Raw genomic sequence first — 20,878 nt, forward strand, 5'->3', positions numbered from 1 at the left:
AACATTCTCTGTTCGGGCGTAAACACCCTCCTACAAAGGAACATCCCGCCCCCCTGTAGGAGCGAGCTTTAGCCGCGAACAATGTCTTTCCCTCCCACACCGCCGAAAATCCCACCCGGCATCAAACCCCGTTCGGGCGTAAACACCCTCCTACAAAATAACACCGCGAACAAGAGCCGGCTTCAGCCGCGAACATTGTAGGAGCGGGCTTTAGCCGCGAACAATGTCTTTCCCTCCCACACCGCCGAAAATCCCACCCGGCATCAAACCCCGTTCGGGCGTAAACACCCTCCTACAAAGGAACATCCCAGCCCCCTGTAGGAGCCGGCTTTAGCCGCGAACAAGCTCTTATCCTGAACACTATCATTACCTTTATTATTAAAGCTAACTTGTTTACTCGCGTTATCATTAAATTTTACTAATTTTTTATCAGAAGGTTTTTAATTTTTCAGCCAATCACCAATATTAAATTCCAGCCATACAGGGAATAAAAACAAATTAATTCCTTATATATGCGGAATCATATAACAATGACTCCCTATATTTATGGAATAGATTAATGTATTATTCTTTATATATATGGAATCAAGGGGTCAAGTATGAACATTAAATCTCTAGTGGTTAAGCAATACCGAGAAATCATTGACGCTGCAACCCAACAAGTTACAAGATTAAAAAGACCTCCTGAAGGCTGGCTTAGAACGAATAGGAAAGCATTACAAATGCCCGCTAAGGTAATAATGAAAAAAGCAGGTATCAAAAAAAGTGAGCTTTATCGTATTGAAAAAGCTGAAGTTGAAGGTACGCTAACACTTAATAAACTCAAGGAAGCAGCTAATGCGATGGACTGTGATTTTTACTATGCTGTCGTACCTAGAAGCGAAATAAAAGAAATCATTGAAAATAAAGCTCGTCGTCATGCTGTAAAGCTGCTTAAAAACGCAAATGTGCATATGCAGTTAGAATCTCAAGGCACATCAATGGAGCAGATTGAATTACAAATTGATCAAGTTGCCGAACAACTAATAAAAGAAATGCCTGAATGGTTCTGGGGAGAAGCACTTGATCACAAATGAAAACGTAGACGGTGCAACCCCATTAGATCCTGATGAACTTGCGGGGTTAAAGTTCAAACATATTACTACTCGGCGGTTAACCTTGCTTTACCACAGAGTACACAGAGGCTTCGCTCACCGAGAAACTAGAAAAACTAGATATTTTTAAATCTTTCCTCTTTATTCCTCCTATCCCTCGGTGGTTAACCTTGCTTTACCACAGAGTACACAGAGGCTACGCTCACAGAGAAATAAAAAGTGAATGTCTTTATTCTTTCCTCTGTATTCCTCCTATCCCTCGGTGGTTAACTTGGTTTTACCACTGAGAACACCAAGACTGCGCTTGACTGAGAAATAAAGCTTTCCTCTGTGCTTCTCCTTGTCCTCGGTGGTTAACCTTGTTTTAACAAAGATCAAACACTAATTCGTTTAACTCCATCAACCAATTTATTCACATTAAAGTTAATTAATAACCCTGTTTTTATACCTGTTAATTTTAAATAAGTTATTAGTTGTGCGGTATGTATTGGTTGGAGCTTATCCACAGCTTTCAACTCTAGAATCAGCTCACCTGGTATTAAAATATCCAAGCGATATCCTGCATCGATATTCATACCTTTGTAATTAATGGGCAATGAAGCCTGGCTTTGAGCCAAAATTCCAGCTTCGTTCAATTCAAACAACAAGCATGATTCATAACTCGATTCTAATAAACCTGGCCCTAATTCTTTATGAACCTCAATAGCGCAACCAATAACTTTTTGAGTCAGTAAATCCTTTTCCATTACCTTCCCTCTTTATTCATTTAGTACCACAAAGTAAAAAGTAAAGAATAGCTTATTTGAAAGTGGCAGCTAAAAATCATATTAACCACAGAGTACACAGAGGCTTCGCTCACAGAGAAATAGAAAATGAATGTCTTTATTCTTTCCTCTGTATTCCTCCTATTTCTCGGTGGTTAACTTGGTTTTACCACTGAGAACACCAAGACTGCGCTTGACTGAGAAATAAAGCTTTTTAAATCTTTCCTCTGTGTGTCTCCGTGTCCTCGGTGGTTAACTTTGCTTTACCACTGAGAACACCAAGACGGCACCTCACTGAGAAATAAATTTTTCTTAAATCTTTCCTCTGTGTGTCTCCGTGTCCTCGGTGGTTAACTTTGCTTTACCACTGAGAACACCAAGACGGCACCTCACTGAGAAATAAATTTTTCTTAAATCTTTCCTCTGTGTGTCTCCGTGTCCTCGGTGGTTAACTTTGCTTTACCACTGAGAACACCAAGACGGCACCTCACTGAGAAATAAATTTTTCTTAAATCTTTCCTCTGTGTTTCTCTGTGCCCTCGGTGGTGAACTTTGCTTTACCACTGAGAACACCAAGACGGCACCTCACTGAGAAATAAATTTTTCTTAAATCTTTCCTCTGTGTTTCTCTGTGCCCTCGGTGGTGAAAAAGAGGTTAACTACGACCATACTTATCATCAAAACGAACAATATCGTCTTCACCTAAATATGAGCCTGTTTGTACTTCAATGAGTTCAAGAGGTAATACACCTGGGTTCTCTAACGAATGGATCGTACCAAGTGGTATATAAGTAGATTGGTTTTCAGTAAGCAAAAACTCTTTCTCACCATTAGTCACTCTTGCCGTACCCGATACTACAATCCAATGTTCTGCCCTGTGATGATGCATTTGAAGAGACAATTTCGCGCCTGGTTTTACTGTAATACGTTTTACTTGGTCACGATCGCCAAAATCAAGTGAGTCATACTTGCCCCACGGACGGTAGACCTCTCGTTGATGTTTATATTCGTAGCGGTCTTCTGCTTTTAACATGTTAACGATGGCTTTAACATCTTGAACTTGGTCTTTGCAGGCCACTAATATGGCATCTTTAGTTTCAACAATAACGAGGTTATCTACGCCAACAGTGGTAACTAATTTATTGTTAGCACTAATATAACAATTAGTTGTAGCATGGCTGATTACATCACCAGTGTTTACATTACCATTTTCATCTTTTTCGCTCACTTCCCATAATGATGAGAATGAACCGACATCACTCCAGCCTGCATCCATCGGTACTACGATTGCGCCAGCGCCCTCCGCTTTACAAAGCGGTTCCATTACAGCGTAATCAATCGAGTCTTCAGGACATTTAGAAAAGATATCAGCGCTAATGCGGGTAAAGTCTAAGTCTTTAGATTTACCTTCATAAGCTTCAGTACACACTGCCAGCATTTCAGGTGAGAATTTAGCGAGCTCTTCAAGGTAACGAGATGCTTTGAACATAAACATACCGCTGTTCCACAGGTATTCACCTGAATCTAGGTATGCTTGCGCTGTGGCTAAATCTGGCTTCTCTACAAAACTGTCTACAACAAAGCCAACAGCTTCGACCTGAGACTGCTGAGTGCCCTGTTTAATATAGCCATAACCGGTTTCTGCCTGTGTTGGCACAATACCAAAAGTAACCAACTTATCTTGCTGCGCAAATGCAGTGGCGGTAACAACTGCTTTTTGAAACGCTTCTACATCTTTTATTACATGATCCGCAGCTAAGACTAATAATAATGGGTCTTCACCATTAGCCATGGCAGCCAATGCGGCTAAAGTTATTGCCGGGGCAGTATTTTTACCCATAGGCTCTAAAATAATATCACTAGAGCCCGTGCCATTTGCACGCAATTGCTCAGCGACAATAAACCGATGTTCTTCATTACAAATAATTAACGGCTCTAAACAATTGCTGCTATCAAGGCGATTAATCGTCTCTTGTAACATAGTTTTATCATTTAATAACGCTAAAAACTGCTTAGGGTGTAACGCTCGAGACAAAGGCCATAAACGGCTTCCACTGCCACCAGACATAATTACAGGTAAAATCATTATATTTCCTTTATATATTAATATTTAAAAGCTATTTTCTATTTTTGCAAAGTGTATGTCGAGATTAAGTTAAGTGGCCAAATTAATTATGCCACTACAAATGCCTTTAACCACAAACCTTCAAATAGGCACACATTCTGGCATGAAAAATCCGGGCCTATAATTCCACAAAAAACGGTTTTATAACATGGTTTCAATTTGGGAAAATGAGCCTGTAGGTGGCACTTCTGCTATGAAGCTTCAATCACGAAAAACATCGATTCAATCATTTTTTTTTCTAGAAATATAGGCGAAGTGACTAATAGGTGCTGAAAGCACGTATAAAATTTTATACTTTTTAAGTATATATAAAACAATTAATGGAATGCATACTCCAGAGAAAACACCAATGGCTAGATGAATCCATAACGATTCTATATTAAATATATTTATTAAAATAATACGTGCTCCACTCCCAATTAAAATATGCATCAAATAAATAGCCATTGAGCCGTAACCAAGATAACTTATATAGCTAATAGCTTTACTTGATTTACTGGAAAGCCAAGACGAAAGAGAAACAATAAACAAGATAGAAATAAAAGACAAAAACAATAAAAATAATCCTTTATCTGTATAGCTAAACTCATACGTTATGTGAAATAAATACTGTAAGCATATAAATAAAAGGCCTAAAATAAAAACATTTAGCCCTCTATCAAGTAATATCTTTTGATTAATCAATTGATATTGAACTCCAAATAGAAAATATAAAAAATAATTCTTTATATCATTTACTATAAAAATAGTATTATTAAAAAACATCAAGTTGAGAGGGTCTAAATATATAAAAATGAATAAAATTAAAAGCCATTTTGTCATTTTTTCATTTACAAACATGTAAATAGCGGTGCTTAATATAAAACAAGAGAATAATGCATACAAGAACCAAAACTGTGCCCTGGGATTCCAAAGTAATCCGAATACTTCAGAAAGATTGCTACTCCCATTAGTAAAATTACTTAGGCCAACTTCTATTCCTCCTTGTAAAATTGACCACAACAAGTATGGGTAGACTATTGTATCTATCTTACTGTTGATAAGTTTAATTGGTCCTCGATTTTTGAACGATGAATAAAAAAACATCCCCGATAAGAAAAAAAATAACGGCATATGAAAGCTATAAATGATGCTATCACTCAGTCTGTAGAATGATTCTGGAATATTTATACCCGCATCAAATAGCCCTCTTGCCACATGCCCATAAACAACTAAAATAATACCAATACCTTTAGCGTAATCGACCCAATCTGTTCTTTTTTCCATTATTACTTCCAATAATATAATTTCATATGGTACTAGACATCCTCAAAGCAGCACTAGAGGTAAACTACTTTTAAGTTTTTGTTCGAATGCTCATGACCTTTTGCTGGTGTCAACTATAATCAACAATAATTTTTCTCACTTCACCAACTTCTGAGGCAAAATAAATAATTCAGTTATTCAAGCGAAAAATAAAATTTATATAAGTACAACATGTACGGTGGTCAGGAGTTTTTCCCTAATTTTATACCATTCAATTCTACATATTTATAAGTAATGTGAGATGTGTAGCATACGGTTATAAGAATTAAAAATACAAACATATTATTGATAAATTCACAACCAAGCGTCATATATCTAGTACCATTAACCATAGGTGCTAGGTTTAAACCAAAAATCTTTTGAATAATCATCACCAAAGAAGTAAAACAAAATATGATTGCTCCATGCGTCATATATATTGAGTAAGATAATTTTCCTGCGAACTGAAATGGCCTTAATTTCAAAATATTTGATATCACCCCAGACTCAAAAGAATAAATTAACACCATTACAAAAAACACAATAATAGCAATAACAGTTCTTTGCTCAAACTCCGACTGCACTATCATAATAACAACAATGATAACAATGACTTCCAGTAAACTTCCTAGCATATGAGTAAGTCTGACATGCGCTATTTTCTTATATATGATATAGGTAGAAGCCCCTCCAAAGAAACACGATAATCCCAATAGAACCTCCTTTTCTAGTACTTCATTTTGATATATTAATAGGCACAAGGCGACTAATGAACTAAGTATCCAGATATACCTTTTAGAAGGGGTATACACGACAACAGACATAAACAGTAATATATATAAATAAAATTCAATGCTAATACTCCAAGAAGCTGAATTGAAACTCAAATGATTTGCAAATGGTATCCAAGCTTGGATTAAAAATAGGTTTGGTACTATTTCACTAATTGAATTCCTCCCACTGAACGGACTATCATTGAAATTAAAAGTGTAATATTCATGTACAAATAATTTACCAAACTCTAATAATACAATAACAATAAACATAAATAGGTGTAGCGGGTAAATCCTGAAAAATCGTGCTTTGATAAAAGTTAGAAAATATAATTTTGTTTTATCACCATAACCGTGAGCTAAAACGAAACCACTTAGCACAAAGAAGAATTCAACCAAGAGATGACTTCCCCTAATAAAATTAAACTCAGTTATGCTCCCAGCTATACGGAGATGAAATAAGACAACAGCTATTGCTGCAATCCCTCGAAATGCGTCTAGTGCTTCAAATCTTTTCTTCAACAGTCCCTCCTATGATAATTGCTAAGCTTTAGTTGTTAGAGTTTTATCGTTCAATAAATTTATAGATATTAAATGCTTTTATTTTGCATCAAAGACTGTTTACATCTTAAAAATAAAAAAGCATAAGCAAAAGGGATACAAAACCTAGCGTCTAGACTCATATAAGTCATCAAAGAAATTATCATAAAGATCAAACAAATAACTTCAGAGTAGTTATCATTTTTTAAAAAAACATTTAATAATTTAATGTTAATATAGAAAAATAAAAGTATAAATGGCCAACCAGCAAATATCACCCAATCAAAGAAAAATGTTTTAGTAGATACTCCTTTGACTTCACCGGAGATAAAATAACGTAATACTTCTTCAAAATTAATGTGTTCCGGATACACATTTTGGAATTGTTCAATTCCTAACAAGCCATTTTCATAAATAGATGGCAGGTAACCAAAAAAACCAGTGCCTAAAGGGTAGTTAAATAGAGATATAAGCGACGTAAATAACATAGTTCCTCGAGTCGCGATAGATGTTGTGTTGTCAATATCACTTGCAAATAACGGAAAAACATATGTGTCAAAAGTAATAATGAATAAAAATGGAATCACCAAAAATAAGATATATTTTAATAAATAGTGAGATCTCAAAATGGCATAAATACAAACACTTAAAATAAAGCACAATAATGTTCCTTTTGAGGTTGAAATGAATGCAATGAAAGTTATCGCTATAATATAAAGTGGCTTACTAGTTTTATTTACAATAGAAAATAACATTAAAGAAATAACGATTTGAAATCCAAATGTACTTGCTTCAAACGTAAAGCCCCTTAAACGATCTGGAGAAAGTGCATTTGATATTTGTATAAAAGAAGTATTATTAACCGTACTTGGAAACATTAAGCTCAAAAAAAGTGAAAATAAACAGACTGATGAAATAATCCAAATACCTTTACTTAATGTCTCTAAATCCTGTCTAGCGCATATAAAAAAAACAATAATCGTTGGAATTATTATTAGAATAAACCTAGAACCGCGATCTAAAATAAAAGAAGGTTCATAATCAGTTATAAAAAATAAAGACATTATTAATGAATATAAAAGAAACACACTAAATATAACAACCCCCCTCCTTTCTAAATTGTTTATTTTATTTAAATTTAAAAAACCGATTATTAAAAAAAATGGAATGACTATCATTCCTGCCGGAGCGGTAAACACCCCTCCAATAGCTGCTAGTTTTGTACTCTCAAAGGGGATCAAAAAACACAATAAAAAAAACATTAATTTTTGTGATTTCATACTAAACTAACAACCATTTTTTAATTGCAAACTTCCATATTCCGCTCGGTAACTTAGTCAATAATCGAATACCTATTACCGCTATACCAATTGTAGATAAACGAATAACACAGGGTCCTGTAACATTTGATTTAAATGCAAGAAAAGCGTCAGTAACTGACGTTTCAGTAGTCTTCTGCCGATAGAGGTTAATTAATAAATTTGCATAACAAGAATTTACAAAATAATTGATATATTTATCATCAAAACATTCTCGTTTACACTTAATTTCTCGTAATGCGATAAAATTAGATACAGTTTTAGGGCCAAATGGTGAGTTAATAGCTGAACCCTCACGCATATTATAAAAAAACAATTCATCATCAATTACTTGGATTTTCTTTGCCGTAAACATGAAGTTGATGCTGAATAATACGTCTTCACTGTAACTAACATCCTCATCGAAATGGATTTTATTACTTTGAAGAGACACCCTTTTATAGACACATGAGGCAATATGTAATTTAATTTCTTTAATACAATAAGCCTTTATAAAGTCTTCCTGGGTATAAAGACCAACTTGGTTAATTACAGTTTTAACAAAGTCAGGATAAACACGAGAATATGAAAAAACAAGCAAATCAATATCTGTTTGTAATTTAGCATCTAGTACATCAAATATATCTTCCGTATAAGCATCATCCGAATCTAAAAACAGAATGTAGTCACCAACAGCTAGTTTAATCCCAGCATTTCGTGCGCTGGATACACCTCCGTTTTGTTTGTAGACATAAGTTAAATGCTGTATTTCAGACAAAACCAATTTACATGCAGAACCATCATCAATAATGATTAATTCTATATCATTGCGATTCTTGCAGGTGGACTCAAACCAACCAATTATATTTTTTACTTCTTTATGCGTATTGTAAACAGGTACTACGATTGAGTATTTAATCATAATATTTCGTCCCACAATTTTATAATATGATTCATATTAGTTTCATTAGATTTTACCAACGCAAAATCCGACATTGCTAAATATCTCGAATTATCTTTGCAAATATCTTCTATTTTATCTGCAAACATTTGTGTGTTATCACTTTCAATGATAAATCCATTTTTTCCATCTTCAACAATCCACTTCAATGCAACAAAAGTTTCGTAAGCAACGATAGGTAGGCCTTGGCTTCTTGCTTCAATTAGTGTTTGTCCGAAACCTTCGTAGCGTGACGTCATTAAAAACGTAGAATATTCCCGCAATATAGGTGCCACATCAGATATGACTCCCTTAAACTGAACACCATCCACTTTTTCAACCTTGCTTTTTAGACAGTTAATTTCAAATTCTGAACCCCCACCATAAATATCAAGCGAGTAGCCTTCCGGTAGTAAATTAAATACGCGAATCATTTCTGAAAAATTTTTTTGATCTTCATCGATCCTAGCAATAGTTACTAATTTTTTACTACAGTTTCTAACTGAAGCCGCCGTATCTATTCGACACCCCCGGGGGATAACTTTTATTAGCCTAGTCAAGCGAGGGTAAATCGAGATCAAATGCTCTAGATCATAGATAGTATAAACAGTCACATAGTCAATATACTGTCCCACAAGAAACATCACCAACTTAGAGAATGGTTCAAAATATTTATCAAATTTATTGGTCTGAACCATGATAATCTTTGAACACTTTAATGTTTTTTTAGGTATATATAGCAGATCATTAGGATGAAATATAATGATTATATCTGAATCGGATGAGCACAAGTTACCAATTATTTTGCGTTGATTTAGTTTAGTTCTAACTTTATTAACCAAAGATAAAGATGAATCAGTTACCGAAAAATTAATATATTTGACATTCCCATTCTCATAAAACGCTTCTTTTGTTCCAATTGAGTGATAAAGCTCTACCAATTCAGCCTTTTTATTAATAGTTTGTAAAGATCGAATCAATCCTTCCACGCCACCAATAGTTGTTGATTTATTGGAGTTAACTGTTACTAGATTCATTTCTTTTTCCACTTCAATAAAGTTTTGCATGAAGTACTTAAGATGAGTGTAAGGCTCAAAGCCGTCCTCGTATTTAAAGCACTATAGTTTTACAAAGAAGTAGGCACATCACCTACTTCTATTCGCATATAGTCATTTTATGCCCCTAATAAAGCAGCCCATATAAGGTGTACAGAAAATGAAAATAAGCTGTTTAATTTAAGTTAACTTATAATTCATAATGGGGAGCATATTTATCACTATTTCCCCCCTTTAATACCTTCTGCATATTTAGTTTGCTTATCGTCAATATAACTTTTTAACTTTTGCTCAAAATGCACTGTGCCAAACTGTTTTGCATGTAACGAAATATCTGCAGCTGAAGCTAGCGTAACTTTAGTTTCGAATACATTAACAGCGTCAATTATTGCCTCTACGCTTTGTGAATAAAAATGTATACCTGTTGTACCGTCAATGACGGTATCAACTAACCCTCCCTTGCCATACCCAATAACTGGTGTTCCACAGGCCTGGGCTTCTACAGGGACTATGCCAAAATCTTCTTCCGCGGCATAAACAAATGCTTTAGCTTTTTGTATTCTTGTAATTAACTCGTCGTATTCTACGTAACCTAATAATGTGACATTTCCAGGTAAACTTTCGTTAATTTTATTATAATCAGGACCTTCTCCAACCACTATCAACATTTTTGAAGGCATTGCTTTAAAAGCATTTACAATTAGGTCAACTTTTTTATAAGGAACAAGCCTCGAACAGGTAATGTAATAATCTTCTTTTTCTTCACATAAGGTAAATGAATTTGTATCTACAGGAGGAAATATTATTTCAGACTCTCTTCGATAAAACTTTTCTATTCTTCGTTGAATAAATGATGAGTTTGCAATAAAGTGATCTACAGCAAAAGATGAGCGAACATCAAAATCTCTAATTTTATTTAACAAATAACGTGCTAAGACCGATTTCAGCCCTGACTCTATACCGCTCTCTTTTAGATATTGACCTTGTAAGTCCCATGCATAGCGAACTGGAGAGTGGCAATAGCAAACATGAACTTGGTCAGGCCCTGTCAGTACACCTTTTGCGACACAGTAACTACTCGATATGATTAAATCATATGAGCTTAAATCGAGCTGTTGGATAGCTAAAGGCATAAGAGGTAAGTATGATCTATATTTTTTCACCCCAAAAGGTAAGCGCTGAATAAATGATGTTTTAACTTGCTTATGTATACCCAAAGAGGCAAGTTGTTCCTCTGTCATTCCACAAACTAACGAAAAAACATCAGCACCCTGGTAAATGTTAAGTATCGATTTAAGAACTTTTTCAGCTCCCCCCATATCAGTAAGCCAATCATGTACAACTGCCACTCTCATTTAAACACTCCCAAAAAGATCACGTGTATAAACCTGATCAACCACGTCTTCTAACGCGATTTCCATACGGTTCGATACAATTACGTCTGTCATTTTTTTAAATTCTTCAAAGTCGCTAAGTACCTTAGAGTTAAAGAATGTATCTTCTGTTAACTCAGGCTCATAAGCAACAACAACAACAACAACAACAACAACAACAACAACAACAACAACAACAACAACAACAACCAACGACAAAAACACTCTCTGCATGAAAATAATATAATAACGAATACATCGTTAGATGTACGCTTTTATATATATAAATACAATCCACTGAGCCAACTAACTATTTCTTGATAGTTAATGCAGGTGCTTTTCAAGACAGTTGTCGCCTAAGTTGTTAAGGCGATTCTTTATGTTGCTGTGGATTTAACTCCCAGCACCTATTGGCTGCCAGTTTCTTTCACTTTTTGGCCATCGCACAGGATGCTCATTTCTTTTTTGTTGATACAACTCTTTTCGTTTCGCTAATATTTCAATATCAAGGCCTTCATAGCCTTGATTTGGTGTTACAAACTTGATCCTGATATGGCGATGTTCAATATCGTACCAGTAAACAAACTCTTTTACCCATTGTCGTTCTTCATCTAATGATGTAAGTCCATCAGAAGGGCAACGTGGTTGGTACTTTACGGTTCTAAATACGAATTATCATTGCTTACCCTTGGGCGGCTACGTGAGGTAACAACACCTAAATCATACATTTTGGCTCGCATTGTCAAACTACCCACTGGTGCGCCATTATCGGAATGAAACACTAAGTTTTTTTTCAAGCACTTCACTGACTATAAACTGCGCTCAAGCAACTCTGCCGCTTGTTCACCTGTTTCGTGGTGATGTACTTCCCAACCAATTACTTCCTGGCTGTAGATATATTCTATCATTTACAGGTAATAATGTTAACTATCACGGTTGACGGCATATAGCTGACATCCCAACGCCACACCTTTTTTTAATTATTAGCGCTATAACTCGTTGGCTTTTTATGGGTTATATCTTAGTTACGCTTTACCTCTATTGTGTTACATGTTTTCAGGTTTTATAGTTAAAATTGAAGCTAAACTGCTACCTTTTTAAGGTACTCAAAACCATAAACCATAAACTTTTATTTAATTTACTCGTTAGATATAGATAAATAGCTAAAGCCAAAAACAAAAAAAACATTGAACTGATATAAACACTCTCAATTAGAACAAAATAATAGACAAGAAAACCAGGGATAGAAGCAAGGATCGCGATGCTTAGAGGGGTGATTATCTCATTAAAATACTCCTTAAACCCAGCCCCACACAATGGCTTCACCATAAAATACCAATTTGGAAAGTTTAAGAATACCTGTAAACTCAGTAATGAAGTTGCTACACCAACTAATCCGTAAAAACTGCCTAGATAAATCACCAAGGGAATGAATGAAAACAGACCTAAATTCCAATAAAAGCCCAAATCAGCCCGGCCTTTCGCTAACTGTAATGAACCAACTGGGTTACCTATCGAACGGAACATAAAATAAAAAGACAATATTTGCATAATTAAAATGGCTTCAGACCATTTATCACCAAATAAAACTATGACTAACGGCTCTGCTAAAATAGCCATTGCTATATATATAGGAAAATTTACCGAGCACAAATAATTTATAGTTTTGAGGTAAATATTCTTAAGTTGCTTCGTATCATTTTGTACTGTGGACATGATAGGAAATGTGACTTTCGTTATAATGGGATTAATTATTTCAGCTGGCTTCATAACTAAAGTCTTAGCTATACTATAAATACCTAATGCTTCGGTGCCTAATAATTTACCAATCAAAATGACATCAAACTGTGAGTTAAAGTAATTAATACTTCTCTCTCCCATTTGAAATAGACCAAAACTAATTAAGCTTTTGATCTCACTATGCTTATAAATTAAACTTGGTTTGTGTTCTCTTAGACCTTGCAACATGAAAATCAAGTTAGATATGCTGACATTTACAAGTGTTGCATACACCAACGAATACACACCATAATCATTGATTGCACAAAGCACAGCTACAACAAAAGATATTAAAGCTGCGATAATTTCGACTTTTGCCAATCGATTAAAGAGTAGTTTTTTTTGGTTTAAAATACGGTATTGATTACCAATTGCAGAAATAAAAAAAGTGAGAGCCAATAATTGGATTAAAGGAATTATTTGTATTTCATTGTAATACTGCGAAATCATCGAAGCAGAAAAATACACAATAAAAAACAATACAGTCCCAGCAAAAATATTCAGCCAATATAAACTAGACAATTGTTTATGGGATATATCTTGTTTGTGGATTATTGCGCTTGATATCCCCATATCCATAAACAATGCACTAAAGCCAATGACCACAGTAACAATAGCCATTAAGCCAAAATCACTTGGGGCAAGATACCGAGCGAGTATTGACACTTGCGCTAACTGTAAAATGGCGATAGATATAGATGAAAAACTAGTCCACTTAACACCATTTAAGGCTTTTTGTTTTAAACTCATATTAAGAATAAAAGTCCGTTATAACATTAACCACTCTTTCTATATCTATTATACTTAAGCCAAAATACATTGGTAATCTAAGCAGTTTTTCACTCTCTATTGTTGTATACCTATCACTTCCATCAAACCTTCCAAAATTTTCTCCTGCAATCGCAGAGTGGAGAGGGATGTAATGAAAAACAGCCATAATATCATTCAGTTTTAAATGTTCTATCAATTTCGTTCTTTCATTGATGCCTTTTAATTTAATATAGAACATATGCGCATTATGAGAGCAATCAGAAGGTATGTGTGGCAATTCAATTTTTTCATTGTCAGCCAAGTTTTGTAGTTTATCTTGATAGTGAGACCATGACGCTAAACGTTCATTATTCATCTGCTCTGCTTTTTCTAATTGACCATATAGGTAAGCTGCTTGGATATCAGAAGGCAAATAACTACTACCTAAATCAACCCATGAATATTTATCAACCATACCTCTAAAGAATTGGCTACGATTAGTACCTTTCTCGCGAATGATTTCTGCTCGTTTTACAAATCTTTCATCATTTATAATTAATAAACCGCCTTCACCACCACTGGTATAGTTCTTAGTCTCGTGAAAACTTAATGTTCCAAAGTGCCCTATTGTCCCTAACGGTTTTCCTTTATAAGTTGACATCATGCCTTGCGCGGCATCTTCTATTACATATAAATCATGACGTGTGGCGATATCCATAATAGTATCCATTTCACATGCGACACCGGCATAATGAACAGGAACAATCGCTTTAGTTTTACTTGTTATTGCTTGTTCAATAAGATTTTCATCTATATTCATCGTATCAGGTCGAATATCTACAAAGACTATTTTGGCACCTCTAAGGACGAATGCATTAGCCGTACTTACAAAAGTATAACTCGGCATAATTACTTCATCGCCAGGTTGAATGTCAATTAAAATAGCTGCCATCTCTAGGGCTTGAGTACAATTAGGTGTTAATAAAGATTTTACACAGCCGAGTTTTTCATTAAACCACTGATGGCATAGCTGGGTATATTTACCATCACCTGAAATTTTATCACTTCGCATTGCACTAAGGACATGCTTTTCTTCATTACCAGTATATGGTGGTTTATTAAATAAAATCATCACTACTCGCTTTTAAAAATTGTTGTTCAAGTTTTAAAAGATCATTACATCGATCCTTAATTCTTTTTGCCGGATTGCCGAGATAAATACCCCAAGGCTTTGTGCTTTTATTAACCAGAGTTAAAGCACCTACTGAACACCCTTCAGCTAAAGAAACGCCTGGAAATATAATCGAACTTGCACCAATAATTGCATGCTTACCTATAGAGACAGCTTTTTTGAATTCATTTTTATACTCAACAGGTATAGTCGGATTAGTCATAGTTTTACCGCTATAATCATCAGATTGGCTGAATATTTGTACATGATAAGCACAACCTGAAAAATCATCCATTATAATTCCTTCATCCCCTCCCGCGAGTAACACAAATGGAGCTAAATGTATATTACTTCCTAATGTTAGTTTGCCAGACAAAATACAAAAATCATCTATTCTGGTATTATTACCAATCGATATTTGTTCACAATTATAGATACTCGCTTTATCACTAATTTTTACATTTTTTCCTAGGTACAAAAAACCAAGTTTGGTTAATTCCTCTGCAGATAAATATGCCATGTTTTTCCCTTAATTTATAAACAAACCACCATTCACAGGAACATTAGCTCCTGTAATATACCCAGAGCTTTCATTCACCAAGAAATTAACGGCTTTCGCTATTTCTTCGGGTAAAGCAAACCTTTTAACGGGGATTGAGTTTCGTATTGTGTTTAATAGTTCAGGGTTAATGTGTTTAATCATATCTGTTTCAGTATAACCAGGAGATAACGTATTAACGGTTATATTTGAACGAGCCCCCTCTTGTGCAAGTGCCATAGTAAACCCATGAACACCAGCTTTTGCTGCACTATAATTAGTTTGTCCCGCTTGGCCTTTTTGTCCATTAATTGATGAGATATTAATAATCCGTCCAAATTTATTTTTTATCATCTGTTTATAAATTGGTTGAGTAATTAAAAATAACGACTTTAAATTGATGTCAATTACATCACTCCATTGCTTCCATTCCATTTTATGGAAAAAAGAATCATTAGTGATTCCTGCATTATTAATTAATGCATCTGGATAGCCTTTTGGTTCTAAGACCTTTTCAATAAACTGCTGAACCTCCCTTTCATTCGAAATATCAACGGAATACAGCTCAGAATTACAGCTAACGTCTCGATGCCAAACATCTAAAACTTTCTCATTAATATTTCTACAAAGTCCAATAATTTGATGGCCTTGATTATGTAATTCTTTGCAAATGGCCAATCCAATCCCACGACTAGCTCCGGTAACTAAAATTTTCATTATTTTATTTACTCTGTATATATAGCGAAATTTAATGCTATTTAAAAAGTTCGCTTAATTGCTTTATGATTTTTTGTTCAGAAAAGTAATTTTGTATATTTTCTTTATTCCTATTAATGGTTTCATTATCTAACACATTTAGGTCTAAATATTTAATATCTAATACATTGATTTCTAACTCTTTAAATAAGGTAAATGGGGTAACATCATTCCTCATATAAACGGTTTTACCCAAACCTAAAAGGGTAATAGTATTACCCATTGCTTGCTGCCGCTTATGAGCAAAAACACCAACATCGACTCTAGCCAGAATTTTTAAGTATTCATCAAATTCCATAAAATCCACTAGTGCAGTAAAACGGCTCTCAAACATCGTCTGGCCAAGCTGTTTAATTTTTTCTGCGTGGACTTCATCTCCGTATGATAATGGGCAAATTATATCAAAATTTTGATCTTCTAGCGTATTCAGCTTGTCGAAAATCTCTTCGTGGTTATTTGATGGGTCGGCTGAGTTTCCAACTAAAAAAGTTAACCTATGCTTTGGTGTTTCTGGTAACTTAAACTCTTTATGTAAGTTGCTTGGGTACATGAGACATTCGTGATACCCCCCTTTTGCACCATATAATTTTTTAGCCAATTCATAATCACCAGGTATGTAAGTTATATAACCGGCAAAATTACCTTTTACTTTCCAGTCGAAAATATTACTTATTTTTTGCTTCAATGTCTTAGCTGGCCTGATTAAAGGTTGGTACAAGTCCCCTCCCCAAAGTACCCAGTATGCTTTAGCTAAAATGAGCGGGTTAAAATATAAATATTTATTAAAGCTTCCGCTAAAAGCCCCATGAACAATTACTTTATCTGCATGTTTCAAATAATGATTAACTTCCTTCCATAACGAAAAAAAATTTTTATAGGTGTTCAAATCTAACCTAAATTCAATAACATTGTCCCTTTCTGGTAAAGGGTATTTATTGCAATTTGCATTAGAAATATTTAAAAATAAATGCTCTGATGCATTAAATTTGTCATTTACCAACTCAATAAAGGGCTTAATAAACTTTTCATTACTTACAATGTGTACAACTCTATACTTCATTTTTATTTCTCTAGCGGCACGAGTTGCATTAAATATTTACCATATGAGTTCTTCATCAATGGTTTGGCTATTGCTTTTATCTCCTCTGCAGATAACCAACCTTGACTAAAGGCTATCTCTTCAAGGCATGCAATTTTAAAACCTTGTCGTTTTTCGATAATTTGCACATATTGTCCAGCATCCATCAAGCTATCATAAGTACCTGTATCTAGCCATGCAAAACCACGACCCAATAATTCAACATTTAAACCTCCACGTTTTAAGTATTCGTTATTAACGCAGGTAATTTCTAACTCACCCCGTTCTGACGGTTTAATATTTTTAGCAATTTCAATCACATGGTTATCGTAAAAATATAAGCCAGTGACAGCAAAATCAGATTTGGCAATTGTAGGTTTCTCTTCAATAGAGATAGCCTTGTAATCTTCATCAAACTCCACCACGCCAAAACGTTCAGGATCTTTGACCTGATAACCGAATACGGTAGCACCTTTATTTTCCTTTACTACCTTTAATAGTTTTGGCGTGAACGCTTGACCAAAAAAGATATTATCACCCAGCACTAAACAAACATTATCATCACCAATAAACTCCTCACCTATGATAAATGCTTGCGCTAAACCATCTGGGCTGGGTTGAACTTTGTAGGTTAATTCTATGCCGAATTGACTACCGTCACCTAATAAGCGGATAAAGCCGGCCTGATCTTCTGGTGTGGTAATAATTAATACCTCACGGATACCCGCCAACATTAATACTGATAAGGGGTAATAGATCATAGGCTTATCGTACACCGGCAACAATTGCTTTGAGATGCCCTTAGTGATGGGATATAAACGAGTACCAGAGCCACCTGCAAGTATAATTCCCTTCGTGTTAGGAACTGATGCCTGTTCGTTAACTTTCATTAAATATCTCCTTTATTAAAATGATCTTCTTTCTGTTCACCTAAGCGTTCTCGTGAATAAGAACCATCTAACACTCGAGACCACCACTGTTTGTTATTCAAATACCAAATAACCGTATTACGAAGCCCACTTTCAAATGTTTCAGTCGGTGTCCAATCAAGTTCTTTCTCTATTTTACTTGCATCAATAGCATAACGAATATCGTGGCCAGGTCGGTCTTTAACATAAGTTATTAGTGATTGATAAGATTCAATGCCATCTGGTTTATTTGGCACTAACTCTTCTAATAACGTACAAATAGTCTTAACGACTTCAATATTCGCTTTTTCATTATGGCCACCAATATTATAGGTTTCACCCACAACACCATCGCTAACCACTTTATATAATGCACGGGCATGATCTTCTACATATAGCCAATCACGAACTTGCATACCGTTACCGTATACAGGTAATGGTTTACCTTCTAAAGCATTTAAGATAACCAATGGGATCAATTTCTCTGGGAAATGATAAGGCCCATAGTTATTTGAACAGTTAGTAATCAGTGTTGGCAGCCCATAAGTACGTTGCCATGCGCGAACCAAGTGATCACTTGATGCTTTTGAAGCAGAATAGGGGGAGCTAGGCGCATAAGGAGTTGTTTCTGTGAATAAGTCTTCCGGACCTTTTAAATCACCATAAACCTCATCAGTCGAAATATGATGAAAGCGAAATGCTGACTTTTTAGTCTGCTCTAACTTATTCCAGTACTCACGGGTAGCTTCTAATAAAGTATAAGTGCCGACAATATTGGTTTCTATAAATTCCGCAGGGCCATCTATAGAACGGTCAACATGTGACTCCGCAGCCAAATGCATAACTACATCAGGTTGATGGGTTGTAAAAATACGATCTAGTTCGACTCGATTACAAATATCAACTTGTTCGAATGAGTAACGGTCATTTTTTTCGATATCAGATAATGATTCTAAATTACCTGCATAAGTTAACTTATCAACATTAACAACTGAATCAGCTGTATTAGAGATAATATGTCGAATAACTGCTGAACCAATGAACCCAGCGCCACCAGTAATTAAAATTTTCATGTAATTAAAGCCTTTTTCATGAGAGTGAATCCCTTCTCTAAGCTAGGAACTCCCCTAAGTAGTTTACTTATATTAATTTTTATTTTTATATACACTGCATTTATTTGGCTATTATGTTGAGTAAAATTTCAACCAATTAAACAAGGTATATTAGCTAATCACTTCCAAACAAATCACGTGTATACACTTTATCAGTCACATCTTCTAGCACCGCTTCCATTCGGTTTGAGACAATCACATCTGACATGCTTTTAAATTCTTCAAAGTCAGAAATCACTTTAGAGTTAAAGAATGTATTTTCAGTTAACTCAGGCTCATAAACAACAACCTCAATGCCTTTCGCCTTAATACGTTTCATGATGCCTTGTATCGCTGAAGCTCTAAAGTTATCCGAACCTGTTTTCATAATGAGTCTGTATATACCAACCACTTTTGGCTGCTTATTAATGATAGAAAAGGCAATATGGTCTTTACGTACTATGTTAGATTCAACAATTGAACTGATCAGGGTATTTGGCACATCTTCAAAATTGGCACGTAGTTGCTTGGTATCTTTTGGTAAGCAATAACCACCATAGCCAAATGAAGGGTTATTATAATGATTACCTATTCTAGGGTCTAACCCTACACCTTCGATTATTTGTTTTGTATCTAAACCATGGGTTTCAGCGTAAGTATCTAACTCATTAAAGTATGAAACACGCATTGCTAAGTAGGTATTTGAGAATAGTTTTACCGCTTCAGCTTCTGTTGAATCAGTTAGAAGGATTTCAATATCTTGCTTGATAGCACCTTGAGCTAATAAATTAGCAAATTTTTGGGCTCGCTCTGATTTTTCACCCACAATGATTCTTGATGGATGAAGGTTATCGTAAAGCGCTTTACCTTCACGTAAAAACTCAGGAGAAAATATGATATTGCTGCAACACAGTTTTTGTTTAATACGCTTGGTAAAGCCTACTGGTACGGTAGATTTAATTATCATTACCGCGGTAGGGTTTATTGCCATAACATCTTTTATAACGGCTTCAACCGATGAGGTATTAAATTTATTGTTTACTTCATCGTAATCGGTTGGTGTTGCAATAATTACATAGTCAGCATTGGCATAAGCCACGTGTTTGTCTGTTGTAGCTGTTAGGTTGAGCTCTTTATTTGCTAGAAACTCTTCAACTTCAACATCTGAAAAAGGTGATTTTTTATCGTTTATTAGGTTTACCTTGTCTTGTAAAATATCAAAGGCTACAACTTCATTGTGTTGCGCAAGCAAAACTGCGTTTGATAAACCTACGTAACCTGTTCCTGCGATTGTAACTTTCATTTTGGTAAACCTTTTATATAACTGTTTGGTTGTTCGGTTGTTCAGTTGTTCAGAGAACAATATTCGGGATAAACCGATTTGTTCGGGGCTAAAGCACCCTCCTACAATACCCATCCACAAATGCCTTCCACAAACGGCATTCTACAGGAACCGATATTGCGGTGTTTATCTGTAGGAGCTGGCTTTAGCCGCGAATGAAATTCAAAAACAATGATGTGTTCGTTTGAATTGTTCGGGGGTAAAGCATTTGTTCGAGAT

At 35.0% G+C, this 20,878-nt stretch carries 17 protein-coding genes and 2 pseudogenes; 1 reads left to right on the forward strand and 18 read right to left on the reverse strand.

Translation table 11 applies throughout. The annotated features are described in order from the left end of the window. The first annotated feature begins 599 nt into the window (after positions 1-599). Positions 600-1,076 (forward strand): mobile mystery protein A, encoded by a 477-nt coding sequence (locus tag F580_RS0105355; protein ID WP_019026666.1) that lies wholly within the window; start codon positions 600-602, stop codon positions 1,074-1,076. 392 nt (positions 1,077-1,468) lie between these two features. Here the strand turns inward: F580_RS0105355 and F580_RS0105360 are convergent, their stop codons facing one another. The 18 genes and pseudogenes from F580_RS0105360 to F580_RS0105440 form a co-directional block, all read right to left on the reverse strand. Then, positions 1,469-1,840 carry a GxxExxY protein gene (locus F580_RS0105360; protein WP_019026667.1) on the reverse strand — a complete coding sequence of 124 codons (372 nt, stop codon included), beginning with the start codon at positions 1,838-1,840 and terminating at the stop codon, positions 1,469-1,471. A 673-nt stretch (positions 1,841-2,513) separates the two neighbouring features. Continuing rightward, on the reverse strand, positions 2,514-3,944 hold the full coding sequence (locus F580_RS0105365; RefSeq protein WP_019026668.1) for a mannose-1-phosphate guanylyltransferase/mannose-6-phosphate isomerase: 1,431 nt from the start codon (positions 3,942-3,944) through the stop codon (positions 2,514-2,516). A 261-nt stretch (positions 3,945-4,205) separates the two neighbouring features. Then, the gene (locus F580_RS0105370) at positions 4,206-5,249 is read right to left on the reverse strand and encodes an acyltransferase family protein (RefSeq protein WP_019026669.1); all 1,044 of its coding nucleotides are present in this window, start codon (positions 5,247-5,249) and stop codon (positions 4,206-4,208) included. Positions 5,250-5,470: 221 nt separating this feature from the next. After that, positions 5,471-6,562, reverse strand: coding sequence for an acyltransferase family protein (locus F580_RS0105375; protein WP_019026670.1), 1,092 nt, complete (start codon positions 6,560-6,562; stop codon positions 5,471-5,473). Positions 6,563-6,630: 68 nt separating this feature from the next. Continuing rightward, positions 6,631-7,860 (reverse strand): hypothetical protein, encoded by a 1,230-nt coding sequence (locus F580_RS0105380; RefSeq protein ID WP_019026671.1) that lies wholly within the window; start codon positions 7,858-7,860, stop codon positions 6,631-6,633. A 1-nt stretch (position 7,861) separates the two neighbouring features. Continuing rightward, entirely contained in the window at positions 7,862-8,800 is a 939-nt protein-coding gene (locus tag F580_RS0105385) for a glycosyltransferase (protein ID WP_019026672.1), read from the reverse strand. Continuing rightward, positions 8,797-9,885, reverse strand: coding sequence for a glycosyltransferase (locus F580_RS0105390; RefSeq protein ID WP_019026673.1), 1,089 nt, complete (start codon positions 9,883-9,885; stop codon positions 8,797-8,799). Before F580_RS0105390 ends, F580_RS0105385 begins: the two co-directional genes overlap by 4 nt. Before the next feature lie 209 nt (positions 9,886-10,094). Then, positions 10,095-11,228, reverse strand: a complete 1,134-nt coding sequence (locus F580_RS0105395) for a glycosyltransferase (protein ID WP_019026674.1) — start codon at positions 11,226-11,228, stop codon at positions 10,095-10,097. Next, positions 11,229-11,408: pseudogene (locus F580_RS0105400) on the reverse strand (UDP-glucose 6-dehydrogenase); the annotation flags it as partial. Between the two features lie 202 nt (positions 11,409-11,610). After that, a pseudogene (locus tag F580_RS25890) lies at positions 11,611-12,258 on the reverse strand (transposase); the annotation flags it as partial. A gap of 77 nt (positions 12,259-12,335) precedes the next feature. Then, positions 12,336-13,775, reverse strand: coding sequence for an MOP flippase family protein (locus F580_RS0105405; RefSeq protein WP_019026676.1), 1,440 nt, complete (start codon positions 13,773-13,775; stop codon positions 12,336-12,338). Between the two features lies 1 nt (position 13,776). Continuing rightward, complete coding sequence (gene rffA / locus F580_RS0105410) at positions 13,777-14,907, reverse strand: dTDP-4-amino-4,6-dideoxygalactose transaminase (protein ID WP_019026677.1); 1,131 nt, start codon at positions 14,905-14,907, stop codon at positions 13,777-13,779. After that, positions 14,894-15,466 (reverse strand): acyltransferase, encoded by a 573-nt coding sequence (locus F580_RS0105415; protein ID WP_019026678.1) that lies wholly within the window; start codon positions 15,464-15,466, stop codon positions 14,894-14,896. The genes rffA and F580_RS0105415 overlap by 14 nt, the downstream gene beginning before the upstream one ends. Positions 15,467-15,475: 9 nt before the next feature. Continuing rightward, on the reverse strand, positions 15,476-16,201 hold the full coding sequence (phbB, locus tag F580_RS0105420; protein WP_019026679.1) for an acetoacetyl-CoA reductase: 726 nt from the start codon (positions 16,199-16,201) through the stop codon (positions 15,476-15,478). Positions 16,202-16,238: 37 nt separating this feature from the next. Beyond that, complete coding sequence (locus tag F580_RS0105425; protein ID WP_019026680.1) at positions 16,239-17,300, reverse strand: TDP-N-acetylfucosamine:lipid II N-acetylfucosaminyltransferase family protein; 1,062 nt, start codon at positions 17,298-17,300, stop codon at positions 16,239-16,241. A 2-nt stretch (positions 17,301-17,302) separates the two neighbouring features. Beyond that, positions 17,303-18,208 carry a glucose-1-phosphate thymidylyltransferase RfbA gene (gene rfbA, locus F580_RS0105430; protein WP_019026681.1) on the reverse strand — a complete coding sequence of 302 codons (906 nt, stop codon included), beginning with the start codon at positions 18,206-18,208 and terminating at the stop codon, positions 17,303-17,305. Further along, positions 18,208-19,299: a dTDP-glucose 4,6-dehydratase gene (gene rfbB / locus F580_RS0105435; protein ID WP_019026682.1), complete on the reverse strand. Its 1,092-nt coding sequence runs from the start codon at positions 19,297-19,299 to the stop codon at positions 18,208-18,210. The genes rfbA and rfbB overlap by 1 nt, the downstream gene beginning before the upstream one ends. Positions 19,300-19,453: 154 nt before the next feature. Next, complete coding sequence (locus tag F580_RS0105440) at positions 19,454-20,620, reverse strand: nucleotide sugar dehydrogenase (protein WP_026301266.1); 1,167 nt, start codon at positions 20,618-20,620, stop codon at positions 19,454-19,456. Positions 20,621-20,878 lie beyond the last annotated feature (258 nt).

The organism is Colwellia piezophila ATCC BAA-637, from assembly GCF_000378625.1.
Classification (GTDB): Bacteria; Pseudomonadota; Gammaproteobacteria; order Enterobacterales; family Alteromonadaceae; genus Colwellia; species Colwellia piezophila.

Coding starts and splice junctions, on each gene's coding strand:
- F580_RS0105380 (WP_019026671.1), bottom strand. CDS start 7,860: ATGAAATCACAAAAATTAATGTTTTTTTTATTGTGTTTTTTGATCCCC.
- F580_RS0105440 (WP_026301266.1), bottom strand. CDS start 20,620: ATGAAAGTTACAATCGCAGGAACAGGTTACGTAGGTTTATCAAACGCA.
- F580_RS0105405 (WP_019026676.1), bottom strand. CDS start 13,775: ATGAGTTTAAAACAAAAAGCCTTAAATGGTGTTAAGTGGACTAGTTTT.
- F580_RS0105425 (WP_019026680.1), bottom strand. CDS start 17,300: ATGAAGTATAGAGTTGTACACATTGTAAGTAATGAAAAGTTTATTAAG.
- phbB (WP_019026679.1), bottom strand. CDS start 16,201: ATGAAAATTTTAGTTACCGGAGCTAGTCGTGGGATTGGATTGGCCATT.
- F580_RS0105370 (WP_019026669.1), bottom strand. CDS start 5,249: ATGGAAAAAAGAACAGATTGGGTCGATTACGCTAAAGGTATTGGTATT.
- rfbB (WP_019026682.1), bottom strand. CDS start 19,299: ATGAAAATTTTAATTACTGGTGGCGCTGGGTTCATTGGTTCAGCAGTT.
- F580_RS0105360 (WP_019026667.1), bottom strand. CDS start 1,840: ATGGAAAAGGATTTACTGACTCAAAAAGTTATTGGTTGCGCTATTGAG.
- F580_RS0105390 (WP_019026673.1), bottom strand. CDS start 9,885: ATGCAAAACTTTATTGAAGTGGAAAAAGAAATGAATCTAGTAACAGTT.
- F580_RS0105365 (WP_019026668.1), bottom strand. CDS start 3,944: ATGATTTTACCTGTAATTATGTCTGGTGGCAGTGGAAGCCGTTTATGG.
- F580_RS0105395 (WP_019026674.1), bottom strand. CDS start 11,228: ATGAGAGTGGCAGTTGTACATGATTGGCTTACTGATATGGGGGGAGCT.
- F580_RS0105415 (WP_019026678.1), bottom strand. CDS start 15,466: ATGGCATATTTATCTGCAGAGGAATTAACCAAACTTGGTTTTTTGTAC.
- F580_RS0105355 (WP_019026666.1), top strand. CDS start 600: ATGAACATTAAATCTCTAGTGGTTAAGCAATACCGAGAAATCATTGAC.
- rffA (WP_019026677.1), bottom strand. CDS start 14,907: ATGATTTTATTTAATAAACCACCATATACTGGTAATGAAGAAAAGCAT.
- F580_RS0105385 (WP_019026672.1), bottom strand. CDS start 8,800: ATGATTAAATACTCAATCGTAGTACCTGTTTACAATACGCATAAAGAA.
- rfbA (WP_019026681.1), bottom strand. CDS start 18,208: ATGAAAGTTAACGAACAGGCATCAGTTCCTAACACGAAGGGAATTATA.